The organism is Pseudomonas silesiensis, from assembly GCF_001661075.1.
GTDB classification, from domain to species: domain Bacteria; phylum Pseudomonadota; class Gammaproteobacteria; order Pseudomonadales; family Pseudomonadaceae; genus Aquipseudomonas; species Aquipseudomonas silesiensis.
In genome coordinates, this window is the sequence record NZ_CP014870.1 from 5,358,830 (window position 1) to 5,379,548 (window position 20,719).

At 60.3% G+C, this 20,719-nt stretch carries 14 protein-coding genes and 1 pseudogene; 9 read left to right on the top strand and 6 right to left on the bottom strand.

Annotated elements, in window-relative coordinates:
• The first annotated feature begins 166 nt into the window (after positions 1-166).
• The 6 genes from PMA3_RS23840 (at position 167) to aauR (ending at position 6,851) form a co-directional block, all read left to right on the top strand.
• The gene (locus tag PMA3_RS23840; RefSeq protein WP_064680792.1) at positions 167-1,081 is read left to right on the top strand and encodes a glutamate/aspartate ABC transporter substrate-binding protein; all 915 of its coding nucleotides are present in this window, start codon (positions 167-169) and stop codon (positions 1,079-1,081) included.
• A gap of 192 nt (positions 1,082-1,273) precedes the next feature.
• Positions 1,274-2,020 carry an amino acid ABC transporter permease gene (locus PMA3_RS23845; protein ID WP_064679492.1) on the top strand — a complete coding sequence of 249 codons (747 nt, stop codon included), beginning with the start codon at positions 1,274-1,276 and terminating at the stop codon, positions 2,018-2,020.
• The gene (locus tag PMA3_RS23850; protein ID WP_064679493.1) at positions 2,020-2,691 is read left to right on the top strand and encodes an amino acid ABC transporter permease; all 672 of its coding nucleotides are present in this window, start codon (positions 2,020-2,022) and stop codon (positions 2,689-2,691) included. Before PMA3_RS23845 ends, PMA3_RS23850 begins: the two co-directional genes overlap by 1 nt.
• Complete coding sequence (locus tag PMA3_RS23855; RefSeq protein ID WP_064679494.1) at positions 2,688-3,422, top strand: amino acid ABC transporter ATP-binding protein; 735 nt, start codon at positions 2,688-2,690, stop codon at positions 3,420-3,422. Before PMA3_RS23850 ends, PMA3_RS23855 begins: the two co-directional genes overlap by 4 nt.
• 202 nt (positions 3,423-3,624) lie before the next feature.
• A complete protein-coding gene (gene aauS / locus PMA3_RS23860; protein ID WP_064679495.1) occupies positions 3,625-5,526 on the top strand; it encodes a two-component sensor histidine kinase AauS in 1,902 nt (633 codons plus the stop codon).
• Complete coding sequence (aauR, locus tag PMA3_RS23865) at positions 5,523-6,851, top strand: two-component response regulator AauR (RefSeq protein ID WP_064679496.1); 1,329 nt, start codon at positions 5,523-5,525, stop codon at positions 6,849-6,851. The genes aauS and aauR overlap by 4 nt, the downstream gene beginning before the upstream one ends.
• A 180-nt stretch (positions 6,852-7,031) precedes the next feature.
• Here aauR and PMA3_RS23870 read toward each other — a convergent pair whose 3' ends face one another.
• Positions 7,032-8,048, bottom strand: a complete 1,017-nt coding sequence (locus PMA3_RS23870) for an alpha/beta fold hydrolase (protein ID WP_162493658.1) — start codon at positions 8,046-8,048, stop codon at positions 7,032-7,034.
• A 369-nt stretch (positions 8,049-8,417) separates the two neighbouring features.
• Here PMA3_RS23870 and PMA3_RS33705 point away from each other — a divergent pair.
• Positions 8,418-9,047: pseudogene (locus tag PMA3_RS33705) on the top strand (dermonecrotic toxin domain-containing protein); the annotation flags it as partial.
• A 417-nt stretch (positions 9,048-9,464) separates the two neighbouring features.
• Entirely contained in the window at positions 9,465-13,937 is a 4,473-nt protein-coding gene (locus PMA3_RS23875) for a dermonecrotic toxin domain-containing protein (protein WP_237140661.1), read from the top strand.
• A gap of 123 nt (positions 13,938-14,060) precedes the next feature.
• Here PMA3_RS23875 and metE read toward each other — a convergent pair whose 3' ends face one another.
• Positions 14,061-16,373 (bottom strand): 5-methyltetrahydropteroyltriglutamate--homocysteine S-methyltransferase, encoded by a 2,313-nt coding sequence (metE, locus tag PMA3_RS23880; RefSeq protein WP_064679499.1) that lies wholly within the window; start codon positions 16,371-16,373, stop codon positions 14,061-14,063.
• A 118-nt stretch (positions 16,374-16,491) separates the two neighbouring features.
• Here metE and metR point away from each other — a divergent pair, with 118 nt between their 5' ends.
• The gene (gene metR / locus PMA3_RS23885) at positions 16,492-17,409 is read left to right on the top strand and encodes a transcriptional regulator MetR (protein WP_064679500.1); all 918 of its coding nucleotides are present in this window, start codon (positions 16,492-16,494) and stop codon (positions 17,407-17,409) included.
• Between the two features lie 46 nt (positions 17,410-17,455).
• Here the strand turns inward: metR and PMA3_RS23890 are convergent, their stop codons facing one another.
• The 4 genes from PMA3_RS23890 to nosR form a co-directional block, all read right to left on the bottom strand.
• Positions 17,456-17,953: a GNAT family N-acetyltransferase gene (locus PMA3_RS23890; protein ID WP_064680793.1), complete on the bottom strand. Its 498-nt coding sequence runs from the start codon at positions 17,951-17,953 to the stop codon at positions 17,456-17,458.
• Between the two features lie 2 nt (positions 17,954-17,955).
• Positions 17,956-18,594 (bottom strand): LysE family translocator, encoded by a 639-nt coding sequence (locus PMA3_RS23895; RefSeq protein ID WP_064679501.1) that lies wholly within the window; start codon positions 18,592-18,594, stop codon positions 17,956-17,958.
• A gap of 22 nt (positions 18,595-18,616) precedes the next feature.
• Positions 18,617-19,048 (bottom strand): NUDIX hydrolase, encoded by a 432-nt coding sequence (locus PMA3_RS23900; RefSeq protein WP_064679502.1) that lies wholly within the window; start codon positions 19,046-19,048, stop codon positions 18,617-18,619.
• Between the two features lie 215 nt (positions 19,049-19,263).
• On the bottom strand, positions 19,264-20,643 hold the full coding sequence (gene nosR / locus PMA3_RS23905) for a response regulator c-di-GMP phosphodiesterase, NosR family (protein WP_064679503.1): 1,380 nt from the start codon (positions 20,641-20,643) through the stop codon (positions 19,264-19,266).
• Positions 20,644-20,719: the final 76 nt, after the last annotated feature.

The window sequence follows — 20,719 nt, forward strand, 5'->3', positions numbered from 1 at the left end:
TTATAAATCAATAGGTTGACCTGTAGCGCCTGGCCTGGCACGAGTCATGCTCTACACTCTTGGACGAATGCCTGTTGCGCGGACTCTTCAGTAGCCGGCAGCCATTCGAAGCACAAAAGGGCCGATGAACTGGCTCCATAAAAAAAACAATGTCGAGGAAAATTTGATGCGCATCGTTCCCCATATCCTGGGCGCAGCCATTGCTGCCGCTCTGATTAGCACTCCAGTTTTTGCTGCCGAACTCACCGGCACACTGAAGAAGATCAAGGAGTCCGGCACCATCACCCTCGGGCATCGTGACGCTTCCATCCCGTTTTCCTATATCGCGGACGCTTCCGGCAAGCCAGTTGGCTACTCCCACGATATCCAGTTGAAAATCGTTGAAGCCATCAAGAAAGACCTGGACATGCCCAACCTCCAGGTCAAATACAACCTCGTGACTTCGCAAACCCGTATCCCGCTGGTGCAGAACGGCACCGTGGACGTCGAGTGCGGCTCCACCACCAACAACGTCGAGCGCCAGCAGCAGGTCGACTTCTCTGTCGGCATCTTCGAAGTCGGTACTCGCCTGCTGTCCAAAGCCAATTCGGAGTACAAGGACTTCGACAATCTGAAAGGCAAGAACGTCGTGACGACCGCCGGCACCACGTCCGAGCGCATCCTCAAGTCGATGAACGCCGACAAGCAGATGGGCATGAACGTGATCTCCGCCAAGGACCATGGCGAGTCCTTCCAGATGCTGGAGACCGGCCGCGCGGTGGCCTTCATGATGGATGACGCCTTGCTGGCCGGTGAAATGGCCAAGGCCAAGAAGCCTGCCGACTGGTCTGTGACCGGCACTGCCCAGTCCTACGAAATCTACGGCTGCATGGTCCGCAAAGGCGACGCACCGTTCAAGAAGGCGGTCGACGACGCGATCATCGCCACCTACAAGTCGGGCGAGATTAACAAGATCTACGAAAAATGGTTCATGCAGCCAATCCCGCCTAAAAACCTGAATCTGAACTTCCCCATGAGCGACAAGATCAAGGAATTGATCGCCAACCCGACCGATAAAGCGGCTGACGAAAAGAAATCCTGATTTCTGACTAACCTTATCTCCTGAGAGGGCCGCTGCCCTTTCAGGGATGGTCACTCCCTGCTGGCATTTTCTGGAAACACTCGAACCGGTGGCTGTCGAGCCGCTCGTGTGTGCCTGATCTTTAGATCGGGCGGGAACGGAGCTTCCCCTGGCGGGCATTTGTACATCGATCGAATCCGAGGGGAGACCCTAATGAATTACAACTGGGACTGGGGCGTATTCTTCAAGTCCACCGGCGTGGGCAGCGAGATTTATTTCGACTGGTACCTCTCCGGCTTGGGCTGGACCATCGCCATCGCCGTCGCCGCCTGGATCATCGCGCTGCTGCTGGGCTCGATCCTGGGTGTCATGCGCACGGTGCCGAACCGCATCGTGTCGGGCATCGCGACCTGTTACGTCGAACTCTTCCGTAACGTGCCGCTGCTGGTGCAGCTGTTCATCTGGTACTTCCTGGTACCCGACCTGCTGCCGCAAAACCTGCAGGACTGGTACAAACAGGACCTGAACCCGACCACGTCGGCCTTCCTCAGCGTCGTCGTGTGCCTTGGCCTGTTCACCTCTGCTCGCGTTTGCGAACAAGTGCGTACCGGTATCCAGGCGTTGCCTCGCGGCCAGGAATCCGCTGCCCGTGCCATGGGCTTCAAGCTGCCGCAGATCTACTGGAATGTGCTGCTGCCCCAGGCTTACCGGATCATCATTCCGCCGCTTACCTCGGAATTTTTGAACGTGTTCAAGAACTCCTCCGTGGCCTCGCTGATCGGCCTGATGGAACTGCTGGCGCAAACCAAGCAGACCGCCGAGTTCTCCGCCAACCTGTTCGAAGCCTTCACCCTGGCGACGCTCATCTACTTCACCCTGAACATGGGCCTGATGTTGCTGATGCGCGGTGTCGAGAAGAAAGTTGCCGTACCGGGCCTGATCTCCGTAGGGGGTAAATGATGGAATTCGACTTCTCGGGCATCATCCCGTCCCTGCCGGGTTTGTGGAACGGCATGGTCATGACCCTGCAACTGATGGCGCTGGGCGTCGTCGGCGGGATCATCCTCGGCACTATCCTTGCGCTGATGCGCCTGTCCCACAGCAAACTGCTGTCGAACATCGCTGGCGCCTACGTCAACTACTTCCGTTCGATCCCGCTGCTGCTGGTCATCACCTGGTTCTACCTGGCGGTGCCGTTCGTGCTGCGCTGGATCACCGGCGAAGACACGCCGATCGGCGCGTTCGCCTCGTGCATCGTGGCGTTCATGATGTTTGAAGCAGCGTACTTCTGCGAAATCGTCCGGGCCGGCGTGCAGTCGATTCCCAAGGGCCAGATGGGTGCTGCCCAGGCGCTGGGCATGAACTACAGCCAGATGATGCGCTTGATCATCCTGCCACAAGCGTTCCGCAAGATGACCCCGCTGCTGCTGCAACAGAGCATCATCCTGTTTCAAGACACCTCGCTGGTGTACGCGGTCGGCCTGGTGGACTTCCTCAATGCCTCCCGTGCCAGTGGCGATATCATCGGGCGCTCCAACGAGTTCCTGATCTTCGCCGGTTTCACCTACTTCATCATCAGCTTTGCCGCCTCGCAGCTGGTCAAGCGTCTGCAAAAAAGGTTCGCCGTATGATCTCTATCAAGAACGTCAACAAGTGGTATGGGGACTTCCAGGTACTGACTGATTGCAGCACCGAGGTCAAAAAAGGCGAGGTGATCGTGGTGTGCGGGCCGTCCGGCTCCGGTAAATCCACCCTGATCAAATGCGTCAACGCCCTGGAACCCTTCCAGAAAGGCGATGTGGTGGTCGATGGGACTTCCATCGCCGACCCGAAGACCGACCTGCCGAAACTGCGCTCGCGCGTCGGCATGGTGTTCCAGCATTTCGAACTGTTCCCGCACCTGAGCATCATGGATAACCTGACCATTGCGCAGATCAAGGTGTTGGGGCGGAGCAAGGACGAGGCCTCCAAGAAAGCCCTGCAATTGCTTGAGCGCGTCGGTCTTTCGGCCCACGCCAAAAAGCATCCCGGGCAACTCTCCGGCGGTCAGCAGCAGCGCGTGGCGATTGCCCGTGCGCTGGCGATGGACCCGATCGTCATGCTGTTCGACGAACCGACTTCGGCGCTCGACCCTGAAATGGTCAACGAAGTGCTGGACGTGATGGTGCAGCTGGCCCACGAAGGCATGACCATGATGTGCGTGACCCACGAAATGGGCTTTGCCCGCAAAGTGGCGGATAGGGTGATCTTCATGGATCAGGGCAAGATCATCGAAGACTGCAAGAAAGAGGAGTTCTTCGGCGACATCAACGCGCGTGCCGAACGGACGCAGCACTTCCTTGCCAAGATCCTGCAGCACTAGAAAGGGCACCGCTCCCCCCCTGTAGGAGCTGGCTTGCCAGCGAAGGCGGCTTCAAGCCTTGCGGCGCCCATGAAGACGCCTTCGCCAGCAAGCCGGCTCCTACAAAAGCGGAAACGGTTTGTCTGGCACACCGCGTCGTCTGCTTCGCCAGCAAGCCGGCTCCTACAAGGGAATGTGTTGTGGTTGACCCAAGGCATCTGTGATGAAATGCGACCCCACTCTTTACCGCGCCGCGCCGCCATCACTCGCCGTGAAACCTCGTCTGATTCGCCATCTGTTCCTGCCGCCGCTGGTCATCGCCCTGATGATCGGCTTGGGTTACCTCGGCTTCTGGATCAGCGAGCACTACGGGATCCGCAGCCTCAGCGAGAACGGCCAGCGACAGCTGGAATTGCACGCCCGCGCCGTCGAGAGCGAGATCAGCAAGTACACCTACCTGCCCAGCCTGCTGGAACTCGAATCCAGCGTTTCCAGATTGCTGGCCGACCCGTCAGCCGAACACCGGCAAACGGTCAACGAATACCTCGAAGGCCTGAACCGGCGCAGCCGCAGTCGGGCCATCTATGTGATGGACACCACCGGCCGCGTCATGGCCACCAGCAACTGGCGCGACGTCGACAGTTACCTGGGCGAAGACCTGTCCTTTCGCGCCTACTTCCAGAACGCCGTTCGTGGTCAGCCGGGACGCTTCTATGGCATCGGCAGCACCAGCGGCGAGCCGGGTTATTACCTGGCCCACGGCCTGGAAGAACGCGGCAAGATCATAGGCGTGGCGGTGGTCAAAGTCCGCCTCGAAGCCATGGAAGAACGCTGGCAGCGGGCACGCCTGGAGGCCTTCGTCAGCGACGAGAACGGCATCATCATTCTTTCCAGCGATCCGGCGCGTCGCTTGAAATCGGTGATACCGCTCAGCGAACAGACCAAGGAAAAACTGGCCCGCAGCCTGCAATACTACTGGTTCCCGCTGAACGAGCTGCAACCGCTGGCCCGGGAAAAACTGGCCGAAGGCGAAGAAAAACTGACCTTTCCGGCCAACAGCGAGCTGGAGTCCGAAGAAGAAAACATCAGCTACCTGTCGCAAACCCGCCCGCTGAGCGACACCCCGTGGAATTTCACCCTGCTCACCCCCCTGCAGGATTTACGGCGTGAAGCGATCAATCAGGGGATTCTGGTGGCGGTGGCATTTGCCCTGGTGGCGTTCCTGCTGATCGCCTGGAACGAGCGGCGCAAAGTGATCGCCACCCGCCTCGCTGCCCGGGAAGCCTTGCAGGAAGCCAACAATCAACTGGAGCGTCGGATTACCGAACGCACCACCGACCTGCGCGCCAGCAACGAACGGCTCAAGGGCCAGATCCGCGAACGCCGGCAGGCCGAAGAGACCTTGCGCCGCGCCCAGGATGAACTGGTGCAGGCCGGCAAACTCGCCGCCATCGGCCAGATGTCCACCAGCATCGCCCACGAATTGAACCAGCCGCTTGCCGCCCTGCGGACCTTGTCCGGCAACACCGTGCGGTTTCTCGAGCGCGGTCAGCTGGACGTTGCCAGCACCAACCTCAAGACCATCAACGAACTGATCGACCGCATGGGCCGGATCACCGCCAGCCTGCGTTCCTTTGCCCGTCGTGGCGACGACAAAGGCCAGGCCAGCGTCGGCAAGGCGGTGGACGCGGCCCTGCAAGTGCTTGGCAGTCGGGTGGAAGGCGCGCACCTGCAACTGCACAGCGACTTCGCCGACAGGCAGGTGCAGATCGACCAGACCCGACTGGAGCAGATCCTGGTCAACCTGATCGGCAACGCCCTCGATGCCATGCAGGCCCAACCCTTGCCGGAGTTGTGGCTCGAAGGCGAAGTATTCGATGGCAAATACCGCTTGCGCGTGCGCGATAATGGCCATGGCATCGACGCCGAGGCGCGCAAGCATCTGTTCGAACCCTTCTTCACCACCAAACCCGGCGAACAGGGCCTGGGCCTCGGCCTGACGCTGTCGGCGAGCCTGGCCGCGGCCACCGGCGGCCACCTGGGCGTCGAACACCCGGCCAGCGGTGGTACCACCTTTGTCCTCAGTTTACCGTTGGTAAGCCCCCTTCACGCCGAGCCAATATGAATAACGACCTGAGTGTGCTGATCGTCGAAGACGACCCCCATGTGCTGCTCGGCTGCCAGCAGGCGCTGACCCTGGAAGACATTCCCTGCGTAGGTGTCGGCAGCGCCGAAGAAGCGCTGGAGCGCGTCGGCGATAACTTTGCCGGGATTGTCATCAGCGACATCCGCCTGCCGGGCATCGACGGCATGGAGCTGCTGACCCGGCTCAAGGCCCGTGATCGCAGCCTGCCGGTGGTGCTGATCACCGGTCACGGCGACATTTCCATGGCCGTCGGCGCCATGCAGAAAGGCGCCTACGACTTCATGGAGAAACCCTTCTCTCCCGAACGTCTGGTGGATGTCGCCCGCCGTGCGCTGGAACAACGCAGCCTGGCGCGGGAAGTCTCGTCGTTGCGCCGGCAACTGGCGGAACGCGATTCCCTGGAAGGCCGCATCATCGGCCGCTCGCCGGCCATGCAGAACCTGCGGGAACTGATCGCCAACGTCGCCGATACCTCGGCTAACGTGCTGATCGAAGGCGAAACCGGCACCGGCAAGGAACTGGTCGCGCGCTGCCTGCATGATTTCAGCCGCCGACATACCAAGCAGTTCGTGGCGCTGAACTGCGGCGGCCTGCCGGAGAACCTGTTCGAAAGTGAAATCTTCGGCCATGAAGCCAACGCGTTCACCGGCGCCGGCAAACGGCGGATCGGCAAGATCGAACACGCCGACGGCGGCACGCTGTTCCTCGATGAAGTGGAAAGCATGCCCCTGCCGTTGCAGATCAAACTGCTGCGTGTGTTACAGGAACGCACCCTCGAACGCCTGGGTTCGAACCAGAGCGTGGCGGTGGATTGCCGGGTGATCGCGGCGACCAAGTCCGACCTGGACGAATCGAGCAAGGCCGGCGAATTCCGCAGCGACCTGTATTACCGCCTGAACGTGGTAACCCTGGAACTACCACCGCTGCGCGAGCGCCGCGAAGACATCCTGCAACTGTTCGAACACTTCCTGCAGCAGTCGTCCCTGCGCTTCGATCGCGTCATGCCGGAGCTGGACAACCAGACCCTGTCGAACCTGATGAGCCACGACTGGCCAGGCAACGTGCGCGAACTGCGCAACGTCGCCGAGCGTTTCGCGCTCGGCCTGCCGGCCTTCAAGAAATCCGGTAACAGTGGCAACAATCAGGGCCTGGCCTTCGCCGAAGCGGTGGAAGCCTTCGAACGTAACCTGCTGGTCGACGCCCTGCAACGCAGCGGCGGCAACCTGACCCAGGCCAGCCAGGAACTGGGGATGGCCAAGACCACGCTGTTCGACAAGGTGAAGAAATACGGGTTGAGTCACTGAGGGAGCTGAGCCGCGGCCGTAGCTGGCTTGTCGGGGGTACACAAAAATCCAATGTGGGAGCTGGCTTGCCAGCGAAGAGGCCGGCACATTCAATATCATTGTCGCCTGACACGCCGCCTTCGCTGCGGTGCGGCGATCCGACAAGCCAGCGCCTACAGAGGGTTCAGGGGGTTCAGGGGGTTACAGGAGATTTGGCGCCGGCAGCGGATCAATCTGCGCCCAATGCGAAGTATCTTCGCGGTGGGCCTGCAAGTACGGCAACACCGCTCCCAGCAACGGCGCCTTGAACGCTTCCTGGAATCGATGGGCCAGGCCCGGAATCAGCTTCAACCGACTGCCGCGGATATGCGCCGCCAAGTGGACGCCATGCATCACCGGCAACAGCGGATCGGCAGTGCCATGCACCACCAACGTCGGTACCCGTAACCGATTGAGCAGCGTCACCCGGCTCGGCTCCGCGAGGATCGCCATGATCTGGCGCTCCACGCCCTGGGGATTGAACGCCCGGTCATAAGACTGCGCCGCCTGATCCAGCAAAGCCTGTCGATCATCGCTGACCGTCGGGCTGCCCAGTGCTGCCAGCAGATCGGCCTGCTGCTCGAGCGCCACTTCGCGATTGGGCGCGCTTCGGCGTGAAAGGAGCTGCACCAGCGCCGCACTCGGTGCCGGCAAACCTTCGGCACCGGAGCTGGTCATGATCAGGGTCAGGCTCTCGACCCGCTTTGGCGCCATGGCCGCCATATGCTGGGCGATCATGCCGCCCATGCTGGCGCCCAGCACGTGGAACTGCTCGACGCGCAAGGCATCCATCAGCCCGAAGGCATCGTCGGCCATGTCGGTCAGGGTATAGGGCGCCGCCACCGGCAGACCGAGTTTGTAGCGCAGCACTTCGAAAGTCAGGTTGGCATCGACGGGCGTTTGCCGCCAGGTTGAGAGGCCGACATCGCGATTGTCGTAGCGGATCACCCGAAAACCCTGCTGACACAACGCGACCACCACCTCGTCCGGCCAGTGGATCAACTGCCCGCCCAGGCCCATGACCAACAACAATGCCGGATCCGATGCACGGCCGATGCTCTGGTACGCCAGGCTCACCTGCGCCAGATCGACCCGTTCGGTTGGAACGTTCACCTCACAACGAGACGCCGCCAAGGAAGGCAGGCTGAACAACGCGGCCAGAAATACGGCCGCCGACAGAAACAAAGCATGCATGAAAAAACACCAAAACGCAGAACCCCAGTAGAGCGCGAGTCTGATGATATTCGTTCAATCGCGCTGCCACAGTTGCGTGACAGTTTGATGAATGTCGCCGAATGGTCGGTGCGGTAACTATGTAGTGCCTATGCCCCGCCGGACTTGCCTTAAATGGCTCGCTCAAGGAGTGGAAACCGCCGCTCCACCACTGTGAGCCCTATTGCCATGACCGAAAGACTGCTCTTCGACGACCCCTTTGCGTCACCGACTGTCCTGCCATCCTTCTCCCCATTGCCGTCCCTCCCCGACGAAAGCCTGTTTCTAAAGGCCTGCGCACGCTGGCGCGAAAGCAGCCAAGGCTTGCGTGAGCTGATGGCCGACAGCCCGGGCATCCGCGACACGCTCGAGCAACGGCTCAAACAGCAACTGGATCTGGGCGGGCAACACGCCGGCTTGCTGTTTGCCGCCACCGATCAGCAGCCGCAACGATTTGTCAGCTTTACCCAGGCCTGCGCCTTCGTTCTGCAACACCCGACACTGGAGACCACGCTGGATCAGGACTGCACTGTGACCGGCCTGAATCAAAGCCACGCCTTGTCGTCCCTGACCCCGCTGCAAATACTCGAACGACTGAAGACGCTTGACCCGGTACAGGCACACAGCGAACGCTGGACAACCTTCTGGGAGCAGCGTGCTCCCGGCACGGCAGTGTCGCGAAAAGAGCGGGCCACGCAGCTGTACCGTCAGCATTTCGAAGCGGCCGCCCACCTGGCTCTGGCCCGAAAATCTCTGACCGCAGAACAGTTCAAACCCCTGCAGTTGCTCCTCGACCCGCCCGTTGGCGCGCTGACGCTGGACAACCAGCCCGTCCACACCGAGCAACTGGCGCTGATCTTGAGCAACGGCAGCAGGATCAAACCCAAAGGCGCGTGGGTCATCAGCGTGGGAGACCCGGCAACGGTCGCCCAATGGCTGTATCTGCCCAGCCGGCCCGTCGCCATCCAGCGATTCGACACCCGCAGCGACATGGAAACCTGGCTGTCCCGGCAGACCCTCGTCCCTACCGGCTTGCCCACCGACAACATTCGCTATGAATACACCGTCAGCACCGACCCCATGACCGTGGGTGCCAGCGAGCTGTTTGCGGATCGGTCGCAATCCCAGGTCACCAGCCTGCGTCATGGAACGCCCGGCCAATCCGGGCTGGCGGCGCATGGCGCGCAATCGCTGGTCCAGGCCGACCGGATAGACCAACAGCGCAGCCACCTCACCGTCTTCGCTTCCCCTCCCAAGCTGGAAGCTGCCGATGGCAGTACCGGAACCGATCAAGCATCGCTGTTCGGCAGCCTGTATGCCGATATCCCCTGGTCGTTGCGTCAGGCGGCACTGAAACAACAGCGCGATGCACTCGAAACACTGGTGGAAGAAGTGGGTGAAAGCGCGGCCCTGCAACAGATCAAGGCTTCCCTTGGCGCGTTGGAAACCGCCGAACAAGCCGCTGACAAGGCTGCTTCCGGATTACTCAATCGGTCGCGAGTAGCGGATCTGGTCACTTTCCAGAGCGAATTCACCGCCCTGCACAGCGCCCACAAGACCGGACTGCACGCCGAGGCCGCACTGCAATTGGCGCTCAAACAACTGGATGAGGATGAGTACACGCTGCTCAAGGCCCTGCTGGATACCCCCGACGATCCCGGCCCGGACGCGGTAGCGGCCAGTGTGACCCTGTCGATGAGTCAACAGGACGGCGACAAGACCACGCTCAATACCCAGGAACTCAACGGTGTATTTATCGTGACCCACGCGGATGCGCTCGCCGATGCCAACGCGCCGCACAGCGTGCTGCTCTACTGGATCGGCACCGGTGGTGGCTTGCAACGGTTCGCCAACCGTCGCGAGCTGGAGCGCCAGATATTCAAGATCCACGATCAGAACAACGGATTGACGGTGCGGGCGAAAAAAATCACCGGCGACGCGCTTTTGTATGGCCTGGATCAATTGACCAGCGACTTCGAAGAACAAGCCGGTGCAATACGCCAGCGTCACGCCGCGGCGACCGCGGACGCCCAGCGTGACGAACAACTGGACATTCTGCGCAAACGCGCACTTGCCACCTTGCAGGTACCGGTGCATGCCGCCAGAGGCTTGGCCCTCGCTCATTTGCTGGAGCAGAACCGCAGTGGCACCCTCGCTTCCAACCTGCCCGACTGGCTCGGAAAATTGAGCCAGGCTGACCGAACCGGGCTCAAAAGCCTGGTCGAGGCCTACATTGTGGCGATGCGCCAAAGCCACGCGCTCATGACCATCGCCCTGGAACCGCGTGACGACTTCACCCGCAAGCACCTGCACGCCCGTCTGAGCAAAGATTTCTCGCTCAAGGGCCATTTCGACGTGCACCTGCAACTGCCCGATTCCGTCTCGTGGGAAAAGCAATACAGCTCGACGCCAACCGGGGTGCAGGAAAATTCAGTCATGGTGCCCGGCACCAAGTCCAGCCAAATGTCACTTGCGGACCTGGCCCAACTCAATATCGACAACGTTAAATCGGTGCAACAGGATCCGCTGTCGCAGCGTTTGGTCTTCATGCAGCTGCAGGTCACGGCAGCGAATCGAAAAGAACGTAATGCCTTGCTGAGTGGAATCAATCTGACCTATTTGCGCAAAACCCTACCCGATCTGGATTTGCCCAAGGTCTACGAACAACTGATCCGCGACGCCTTTGTGGGCAAGTTCAGCGAACCCGCTTTCGTAAAAGAACATCGCCGTGAAAGCCTGATCGAGCCTTGGCGCCTGATGCTCAAGTTGCAAGCAGAATGCGCACGCCTGCAAAAACAGCTCGGCAGCGACGCATTGAGCGTGCTGAACATCGCCATCGACGCCAACACGGCTGACGCCTGGCGCGCCGATAACAAACGCATCGTCATGCTTGCCGCCTACCTGGGAGTGGGCGGCAAGGATACGCCCAACAATGGCCCCGTCAGCTTGTCCGGTGTGACCTTCATCGAGGAGCAAGTCAGCGGGCTGACACTGCTGTATTTGCCAGACAGCCCTGATGGGCAATTTGTGCGTCGCTACGACAGCCTGGAAGCCGCGCGCAAGGGCCTGTACAACCTGTGCGGCAATGACAAGTGGGTGAGCTATCTGGCCGGCCGAGCCTTGCAGGGTAACGTGCGGTCACATGTAAGCCGCATCAATCAGGCTGTGGAAAAGTACTTCGATGCCGTGATCGGTATTGGCGAACGTTGGCCGGCCACCACTTCGCTGGCCGCGCATTTGCTTGATGCGCATATGGGGCGCCTGATTGAAGCCCATCGCGATACCTCCCGCTCCAACGATGCGCTGTACATGGAGCGGTACGCCTTGAAAGGCCCGCGCGCCTTCAACTATATAAAAATGGCCATGGGGATGGTGCCATTTGTCGGTACGGTGCTCGCTCTTTACGATGCCTGGACCGCCGCGAACCAGGCAACGGCGGCGTTTTTACGCGGCGAGGTGGGCGACGGCCTGGCCGAACTCAAATCGATGCTGTTGTCATTGATCGATGCGGCCATGGACCTGCTTCCCGGCGAAGCGATTACCTCGCAGCTTTCCCGGACGGCCCGTACCCTGACGCGCACCCGCCAGGCTCATCAATTGCTCAGCAATGTCGCTGCACTGCAGGGCGTCTCATTGCGTGAGGCTCGGCATATCGTGAAACGCTTCAGCGGTTACGAGTACGAAAAACCGATCTCCCTGTCCGCCTTGCAACCCGGCGATCAAGGTCTCTACCGAGGCATCTACCGCCACGCCGACGGTAACTTCATTGTCCGCCAGGGACGCATCTTCCAGGTGGAACTCAGGGACGCCCGCAGCTGGCGTTTGTATGGCAATTCCCGAAAAACCTACAAGCAGCCCATCGCCCTGGATGAAACAGGCCATTGGGACACCTGGTACGGCGTTTATGGGACGACCCTCGAAGGCGGCGTACTCGGTGGCGGGCAGGTATTCGGGCGCTTGGCCGATGCACTCGATCCCGTATGGCCGCTGGTTATCCGCGAACGGTTGCCAAGCTGGTGGGCCGATCGGGTCGTACGCCGCACTGGTCAGTTGGAAAACACAAGTAATGATCTTCGGCGTCTATATAACACCCATGGTCCGCAAACCAATGCGGCAATCACAAAGTTCAATGAAACCAATGAAGCTTACACCCTTGCCCGTGGAAAAAACCCTGCTACCGGTGCTCCACTCAGGCCACTTACCGAAGCTCAGCGAACAGATCTTTCCAAACTTGCACAGGCTGCCGACACCAGGTGCGTTCGCGATATCGAACTGAGCATCCAGCGATACAAAGCATCGGAGGAGTTGCGAGGCCTGGCCAGCGGCGATACAAGAAACCAAGCGATCCGCGCGCAAAACGAGTGCGCCTGGGTGGCGGCTGACCGGTTCCATTTGCGCATATTCTTTGCCGGTAAACGCATAGAATCATTGGCGGATGAGGCTGCAGATCTGTCGCGCAAACTGGACAACTTGCCGGAAGGGTCAGGTCAATATTTTGTCGTTCGAGAGGAGGTGCGCAAGATACGAATAAAAATCGTGAGTGAACAAGACCAGATCGAGGAATTGATAGAGCAAGCGAAACAATGGTTCCGTAAGATCACCCCCCCCCAAAAAAACGCGAAAACCCCAACGTCTGACCAAATAAATTTCGAAGAACTGCGAGAGAAAATTGAATATTCGAGTCAAGCCAGTGGTCTCAATGCAGAAGTTGTGAAAACGGGCCATCTGTTAGAAATAATGAAACGTGTTGACATTACCAGCGACAGGTCCTGGCTCGATCTGCAACAGCAGACGAAAAGCCTGCGCGTGAAGTTCGAAGAAGCTGTATTTACTCATTATGATCTGCCGGAAGTCAGGGCTACGCGAAGGGAGCGTGAACGGATGCTGCGCGATTGCCTCACTGTTTACACGCAATTCCATCGCGAACTGCAGGCCTGGTCCACCAGTTTTCCTCAACATTTCCATCTGGAAGCCATTGACCCGCTGCTGACCACTATCAATAAGCTGGCCGAGCGAGCGCGCGAAGGCATTGCCAAGCCTACGGTCGCCAAACCGATCAGGCAGAGCACAAAAAAAATCTTCACCACCGAAGACGATCGACTACTCATCGGGACTGAGCGATGGGAAAACACCACTCAGAAGCGACAATACGTCATGAGTGGGCTGGGTGGCACCGAGATAGTCCTGGAGCAAGGCAGCAACGGCAAATTCAGACTGCTGAACCCGCCCGCCGAGGCCCCGGTGCCGACTCAAATAGACCTTGCGACCTTGGTGAGCGATGCCGAGAAGCGCATGAAAGACCTGCCGTCACACCAGGCCAGGGTTCAGCAGTATGCCAAACCGGCCAGCGCTCCCGTCGAACAGGAAGAGATGATGACATTCGAAGCGGACGTGTTGACCCGTATCGCTCTGCAAATCGAAACGTTGGATGCTGCCAACCCGACCATCCGGAAACTGCGCACCAAGGCCGCCGAACATCGACGAGAGGGCCGGAAAATGCGTACCGCGCACTCTCTGGTCAATACCAATCCTACCGACGGCATGCTGGATGACCTGATCGGCCAAAACGCAGTGGAAATCCGTAAACGCGCGCCGATCCAAAATTTGACCAAGCCAAAAAAGCGAACCGACTATATGCAGGAATACGAAGTCTGGGACATAACGCAAACATCACCCGAGCTGCTGTGGTACGCCCACTTCCATTACACCACGGCCACACCCGCGTTCCGCACATTCGAGAAAGGCCACTTGAAGCTAAAGAAACACCGCGGGCTGACCCATGCTGACGACCCCAGCCTGCCTCTTGGGGACATCGGTAAAAAATCGGTGGTGCTGCCGCACTTCGAAAATCTCTGATGTTGCGACATGGGCGGGTTTGCCTGACGCCATGAGGCAAGCAGGACCTGTGGGAGCGAGTTCGCCCCACAGGTTTTGCACTTCAACCGCCACGCCTGGAGTGACCCGCCGCGTTGCGGTGCTTTACGCCAGCTGACTGCGCAACTGCCGCGCCGCCGCCACCATGTTCACCAACGCGGCCTCCGTCTCAGGCCATGCGCGGGTTTTCAAGCCGCAATCCGGATTCACCCATAACCGCTGCGCCGGGATGCGCTTCACCGCTTTTGTCATCAACTTGACCATTTCGGCCGTGTCCGGCACCCGTGGCGAGTGGATGTCGTAGACGCCCGGGCCGATGTCGTTCGGGTAGTCGAAGGCTTTGAAGGCCTCGAGCAATTCCATGTCCGAGCGCGAGGTTTCGATAGTGATCACGTCGGCGTCCATCGCTGCGATGGCCTTGATCACGTCGTTGAATTCGCTGTAGCACATGTGGGTATGGATCTGGGTTTCGTCCCGTACGCCGGACGCGGTCAGCCGGAAGGCTTCCACTGCCCAGTCCAGATACTCCTGCCATTGTGCCTGGCGTAGCGGCAGGCCTTCGCGGAACGCGGCTTCGTCGATCTGCACGATCTTGATGCCGGCGGCTTCCAGGTCCAGCACTTCATCACGCAGGGCGAGCGCCAGTTGTTGCGCCTGGATTTTGCGCGAGACGTCTTCCCGGGGGAACGACCACATCAGCATGGTCACGGGCCCGGTCAGCATGCCTTTCATGACTTTGTCGGTCAGGCCCTGCGCGTAGGTGATCCAGTCGACAGTCATGGCGGCGGGCCGGCTCAGGTCGCCATAGATGATCGCCGGTTTGACACAGCGCGAGCCGTAGCTCTGGACCCAGCCGAACCGGGTGAAGGCATAACCATCGAGCTGCTCGGCGAAGTACTCGACCATGTCGTTGCGCTCGGCTTCACCGTGCACCAGCACGTCCAGTCCCAGGCGTTCCTGGACTTGCACCGCGTGACGGATTTCGCTGTGCATCGCGTCGGTGTAATCGTTGGCCGACAGTTTGCCTTGCTTGAACGCCTGACGCGCCAGACGGATCGAAGCGGTTTGCGGGAACGAGCCAATGGTCGTCGTCGGGAACGCCGGCAGTTTCAGCCGGGCACGCTGCTGCTCGATACGTTCGGCAAACGGCGTATGGCGTTGGCTGTCCGCGGCGCCAATGGCGTTGATGCGCGCTTGCACCTCGGCCTTATGGATACGCGGCGACTCGGCACGACTCGCCTGAACGGCGCGGCTTTCGGCCAGCGCGGCTTGCACCTTGGGTGATTGCGGATCGTTGAGGGCATCACGCAGCACCGAAATTTCACCGCATTTCTGCACTGCAAACGCCAGCCAGCTTTTCAGCTCCGGGTCGAGTTTATCTTCGCGCTCCAGATCCACCGGACTGTGCAGTAGCGAGCAGGAACTGCTGACCCACAGGTTGTCGCCGAAACGTTCCTGGGCAAATTGCAGTTGCGCCAGCACCGGCTCCAGCTCGCACCGCCAGACGTTGCGCCCATTGACCAAGCCTACCGAGAGAGTCTTGTAGGTCGGCAGGCGATCGAGCACGTGCAGCAGCTGGTCGGGGGCACGCACCGCATCGATGTGCAGGCCTTGCACCGGCAGGCCGACCGCCAGGCCGAGGTTGTCTTGCAGACCGCTGAAGTAGGTCGCCACCAGCTTTTTCAGCGGCGAGTATTGCAGGATGTGATAGGCGCGCTCGAAGGCGTTTTTCCAGTCCTGGGGCAGGTCGAGGGTCAGGATCGGCTCATCGATCTGTACCCATTCCACACCTTGCCCGGCGAGGCGGCCGAGGATTTCGTTGTAGACAGGCAGCAAACGTTCCAGCAGGTCGAGTTTGTCGAAGTCGTCGCCTTTGGCCTTGCCCAGCCACAGGTAAGTCAGCGGGCCGATGATCACCGGTTTGACGTTGTGACCGAGGGCTTTGGCCTCATCGACCTCATCGAACAGCTGCTCCCAGCTCAGTTTGAACTGCTGATCAACGCTGAATTCCGGGACCAGGTAGTGGTAGTTGGTGTCGAACCACTTGGTCAGTTCCTGGGCGTATTGCGCTGTGGCATGTTCGCCGCCGCAGCAGCTGGCGGTAGCGCCACGGGCCATGGCGAACAGGGTATCGAGCGTCGGCAGGCCGCGTTCATTTCGGGTGCTGTCGAAACGCTCGGGGACCACACCGAACGTCAGGGAATGGGTCAATACCTGGTCGTACCAGGCAAAGTCGCCCACTGGCAGCAGGTCGATCCCGGCGTCTTGCTGCACTTGCCAGTGGTTGGCGCGCAGCTGGCGGCCGACGCTTTTCAGCGCATCCTGGTCGAGATCGCCCTTCCAGTAGGCTTCAAGGGCTTTTTTCAGTTCGCGATCAGCGCCGATGCGCGGGAAACCCAGTGTATGTGCCAAGGCCATGTTGAAATTCTTCCTATAAAGATTCGGTAAAACATGGCGCTATTGTCGACAGCCAACCCAACATGAGACAAACTCAACCTTTTCGTGTTGATCACAAGTTTTCCTCATGGAGCCCCCGGTGCTTGAAATCCGTCACCTGAAGACCCTGCATGCCTTGCGCGAAGCTGACAGCCTGGTCGATGCCGCCGATCGGCTGCACCTGACCCAGTCGGCTCTGTCCCACCAGTTCAAGGAGCTGGAGGAGCGCATGGGCATGCCGCTGTTCGTGCGCAAAACCAAACCGGTGCGCTTCACCAGCGCCGGATTGCGCCTGCTGCAGTTGGCCGATGCCACCCTGCCGCTATTGCGTGGCGCCGAGCGCGACATCGCGCGGCTGGCCGGTGGCACTGCCGGGCGCTTGCACATGGCGATCGAGTGCCACAGTTGCTTCCAGTGGCTGATGCCGACCATCGATCAGTTCCGCGATGCCTGGCCGGAAGTCGAACTGGACCTGGCCTCGGGCTTCTCCTTCGCCCCGCTGCCGGCCCTGGCCCGGGGCGACCTGGACCTGGTAGTGACCTCCGATCCGCTGGAACTGGCCGGGATCACCTATGTGCCGCTGTTCACCTATGAAGCGATGCTCGCGGTCGCCAACCAGCACCGATTGGCGGGCAAGGCCTACATCGTTCCTGAAGATCTGGTGACGGAAACCCTGATCACCTACCCGGTGGAGCGTGACCGGCTGGACATCTTCACCCGCTTCCTCGAGCCGGCCGACATCGAACCGGCCCAGGTCCGCACCTCGGAACTGACGGTGATGATGATGCAACTGGTGGCCAGCGGACGCGGAGTGTGCGGCATGCCGCATTGGGCGCTGCATGAATACAGCTCACGGGGTTATGTGAAGGCCAAGCGCCTGGGTGAGAAAGGGTTGTTCGCGACCTTGTATGCGGGGATTCGCGCCGACATGCTGGATGCGCCGTATATGCGCGACTTTTTGCTGACGGCCAAGGACACGTCGTTTTCGACCCTGGATGGCGTCAGCGCCGTTCGCTGATTCCCCTGTAGGAGCAAGCTCGCTCCTACAAGGGGTCGGTGGTGTTTCAGATCTCGCGCCACATGTGGAGCTTGTCGAAATACACCTCGCCTACCCGCACAGCCATCGGTTCGAGGCCGAACTGGATGAAGCCGCAACGCTTGTACAGGTTGATCGCCGCACCGTTGCCGGCGGTCACGGTCAGTTGGACCAGCCTCAAGCCCTGACGGTCCTGTGCTTCAGTCAGTGCCGCCTGGACCAGCTTGTAACCCAACCCGCGCCGGCGGGCGCTGCCGGACACATACATGCCAAACAATGTCGCCTTGTGCCGGGCCTTTTCCCTGGGTTCGAAGGCCAGGCCGACGATGCCCGCCAGACCGCCCTCTTCGAACGCGCCGAACATCGCGTCGAGTTTGCCGGTCAGGCGCGATTCCCACCAGCCCAACGGCATCACCGCACGCTCGCGCACGGTGGAGGTAAAGGCCTGGGGATGCAGGTCATAAGCTTCGAGCATCAGTGCCCGATAAGCCAGGGCATGCCTGGTATCCAGCCGTTCAATCCACACGATCAAGCCACCCTGCGTTGCTCGAGCATCAGCCGCACCGCCAACGCGGATAGCACGAAGCCCATGAAATAACGCTGCAGCGCCAGCCAGGTCGGGTTATTCACAAACCATGACGCAATGCCGGCCGCGAACAGGGCGATAAGCAGGTTGACGCAGAAACTGACGCTGATCTGGGTCAGGCCCAGGATAATGCTCTGGGTAAACACCGAGCCATGCTCAGGCGTAATGAACTGCGGAAACACCGACAGGTAAAACACGGCGATCTTCGGATTCAGGGCGCTGGTCAGAAAGCCCATGGTAATCAGTCTGCGCGACGAATCCGGCGGCAACTGCTGCGCCTCGAAGGGCGATCGCGCCCCGGGCTTGATCGCCTGCCAGGCCAGCCACATCAGGTACAGCGCGCCGGCCCACTTCAGCACTTCGTAAGCCATTGGCACCGCGAGGAACACGGCGGTCAACCCGGCAGCTGCCGCGAACAGGTGCACGAAGAATCCCGCAACCACGCCAAGCAACGACGTCACTCCGGCCTTGCGCCCCTGGCAGATCGAACGGGAGATCAGGTAAATCATGTTCGGCCCCGGCGTCAGCACCATCAGCAACGCGGCGGCGGCGAAAATCAGCAAGTCTTGAAGCGGGATCATGGCAGTTCCCTGGCGTGAATGATCAGGCGATCGCGGTCAGCGAGGCTCGATAAAACGGCAGGATCAGGTCCCGTGTCAATGGCGCCAGGATGAGTTCGCCGTCGGTGGCCGGATCGATCCAGCGCACCTCTTCGATCTCCGCCGCCGGGGACACGTTTGAGTCAATGGTCAGCTGGAAGAGTTCGGCCTGGACGACAAAACCCGGCTCGTTGGCGGCCGGTGCCGAAAATTGCCCCAGCCAGGTGGCGTGCGCCGGATCGATGACCAGGCCCAGCTCTTCATCCAGTTCACGGGCCAGGGCGTGGACCGGTTGCTCATGGGCTTCGATCTTGCCGCCCGGTTGCATGAAGGCTTCGGTGCCGCGCTTGCGGACCAGCAGGGTGCGGCCGTCGGGGCCGATCAACAGGGCGGCGGCGATGCGGATGAGACGGGGCGAGACGCTGGCTAGGGTCATGGGGCGGATCTGGCCTTGGGTAAAAAGGTGCAAGGATCACATGACGGCCGAGGCGTCGTCACGCGGAAAAACATCTGCAGAGCACTGCTGCCCATCTGTAGGAGCGAGCTTGCTCCGGGCGGCGTTCCGACGATGAACGCAAGGGCGCCGCGTTCATCCAGACAGCGCGCGTCATCGTTCACCACCATCGCGAGCAAGCTCGCTCCTACAGGGGGTCAATGCAGGGCTGGGGCAACCTTGTCCGCCTCGAGAGTTGCGCCGTTCAGATCCTCAGGCACCGTCACAAAAATAGCGTACTTCGCGCCTTCCATGGCTTCGAAAGCGATCAACTTTTCCACCAGTGCCCCGTTCAACACCTTGCCGGCATTGAGCAGCAACATGCCATTGTCGGCATTGAGATTGCGCGCCAGGATCATGCCCGCCGCCACATCCCGGGTGGTCAGCACCTTGACCGAAGGATCGGCCAACGAGACATCGCTCAGGTACGCCGCACAGACCTGGATGAAATCCTCCACCATCCCGGGATCATAGAGCCGCCCGGCATAATTGCGGATATAGACCAGTGCTTCATCGCTGTTCATCTGCCGCTCGAGAATCAGCCCACGCTGCAACTCGATGAAATCCACCGCCAGTTTCAGCAGCCGTGCACCGAACGGAATCGCCTCGCCCTTGAGCCGGTCGGGAAAGCCGTTGCCATCCCAGCGCTCCTGATGGTGAAGAATGAGCCGCGCCGCATCCTTCATCGGCTCGAGCGTCATCAACAGCGACTCGCTCTGTTTCGGATAACCGCGGTAGCGCTCCCGATCGTTGTGATGCAGCAGGTCCGCCGGCGCGGTCATCATGCGGTCGGTCCAGCTCAGCTTGCCAATGTTGTAGAGCGCCGCGGCCATGGTCAGGTCACGACCGGTGCCTTCATCCAGGTGATGCCGTTGGCAGTAGACCCGCACCAGCTCGATGATCTGGCGGTTGGTTTGTTTGGGCGGCGGCAGCCGCAGGTTGGCCAGTAGCGAGAACACCTCGGTGCTGGTGACGTAGCTGTGCTTGAGTTCTTCGTAGGCCAGGTCGAGCATGTCCGCGGTCTGCTGCAGCTCGGCGGTCCGGGAGGCGACGTGTTTCTCGAGGGTGGCATTGAGCAGCTTCAATTGCTCGTTCTGATCCCACGCCTGCTGCACCAGACGCAAGCGTTCACGCTCGGAGTGCTGGTAGGCCAGGGATTGTCGCAACGTCAGCAGCATGTCCTCATCGTGCCAGGGTTTGCTGATGTAACGATGAATCTGTCCCTCATTGATGGCTTTGATAATGACCGACGGATCGGCGTAACCGGTCAGCATGATCCGGGTGGTGTCGGGGTAGCGCTGATGGACATGGGCCAACAGCGTGGCGCCGTCCATATTGGGCATGCGCGCATCGGTCATCACCAGGTCGATGGGCTGTTGCGCCATGATTTCCAAGGCCTGGGCACCGCTGGTGGCCAGTAGCACGTCGTAGGGTTGGCCGCGCAACAGGCGACGCAGGCTGTTGAGGATCGACTCCTCATCATCGACCAGCAGCACCTTGGGTTTATCGTTCTGTGGCGTGGGGAGTTGCTCTTCCATGGCGTCACCTCAAGTGAAACGACTGTATCGCGGCCAGGATCCGGACAAACATCCCCTATTGTCGGAGCCTGACCTT

Excerpts from the sequence above, each read along its gene's own strand:
- PMA3_RS23840 (WP_064680792.1), top strand. The coding sequence starts at position 167 with ATGCGCATCGTTCCCCATATCCTGGGCGCAGCCATTGCTGCCGCTCTG.
- PMA3_RS23845 (WP_064679492.1), top strand. The coding sequence starts at position 1,274 with ATGAATTACAACTGGGACTGGGGCGTATTCTTCAAGTCCACCGGCGTG.
- PMA3_RS23850 (WP_064679493.1), top strand. The coding sequence starts at position 2,020 with ATGGAATTCGACTTCTCGGGCATCATCCCGTCCCTGCCGGGTTTGTGG.
- PMA3_RS23855 (WP_064679494.1), top strand. The coding sequence starts at position 2,688 with ATGATCTCTATCAAGAACGTCAACAAGTGGTATGGGGACTTCCAGGTA.
- aauS (WP_064679495.1), top strand. The coding sequence starts at position 3,625 with ATGAAATGCGACCCCACTCTTTACCGCGCCGCGCCGCCATCACTCGCC.
- aauR (WP_064679496.1), top strand. The coding sequence starts at position 5,523 with ATGAATAACGACCTGAGTGTGCTGATCGTCGAAGACGACCCCCATGTG.
- metE (WP_064679499.1), bottom strand. The coding sequence starts at position 16,373 with ATGGCCTTGGCACATACACTGGGTTTCCCGCGCATCGGCGCTGATCGC.
- PMA3_RS23895 (WP_064679501.1), bottom strand. The coding sequence starts at position 18,594 with ATGATCCCGCTTCAAGACTTGCTGATTTTCGCCGCCGCCGCGTTGCTG.
- PMA3_RS23900 (WP_064679502.1), bottom strand. The coding sequence starts at position 19,048 with ATGACCCTAGCCAGCGTCTCGCCCCGTCTCATCCGCATCGCCGCCGCC.
- nosR (WP_064679503.1), bottom strand. The coding sequence starts at position 20,643 with ATGGAAGAGCAACTCCCCACGCCACAGAACGATAAACCCAAGGTGCTG.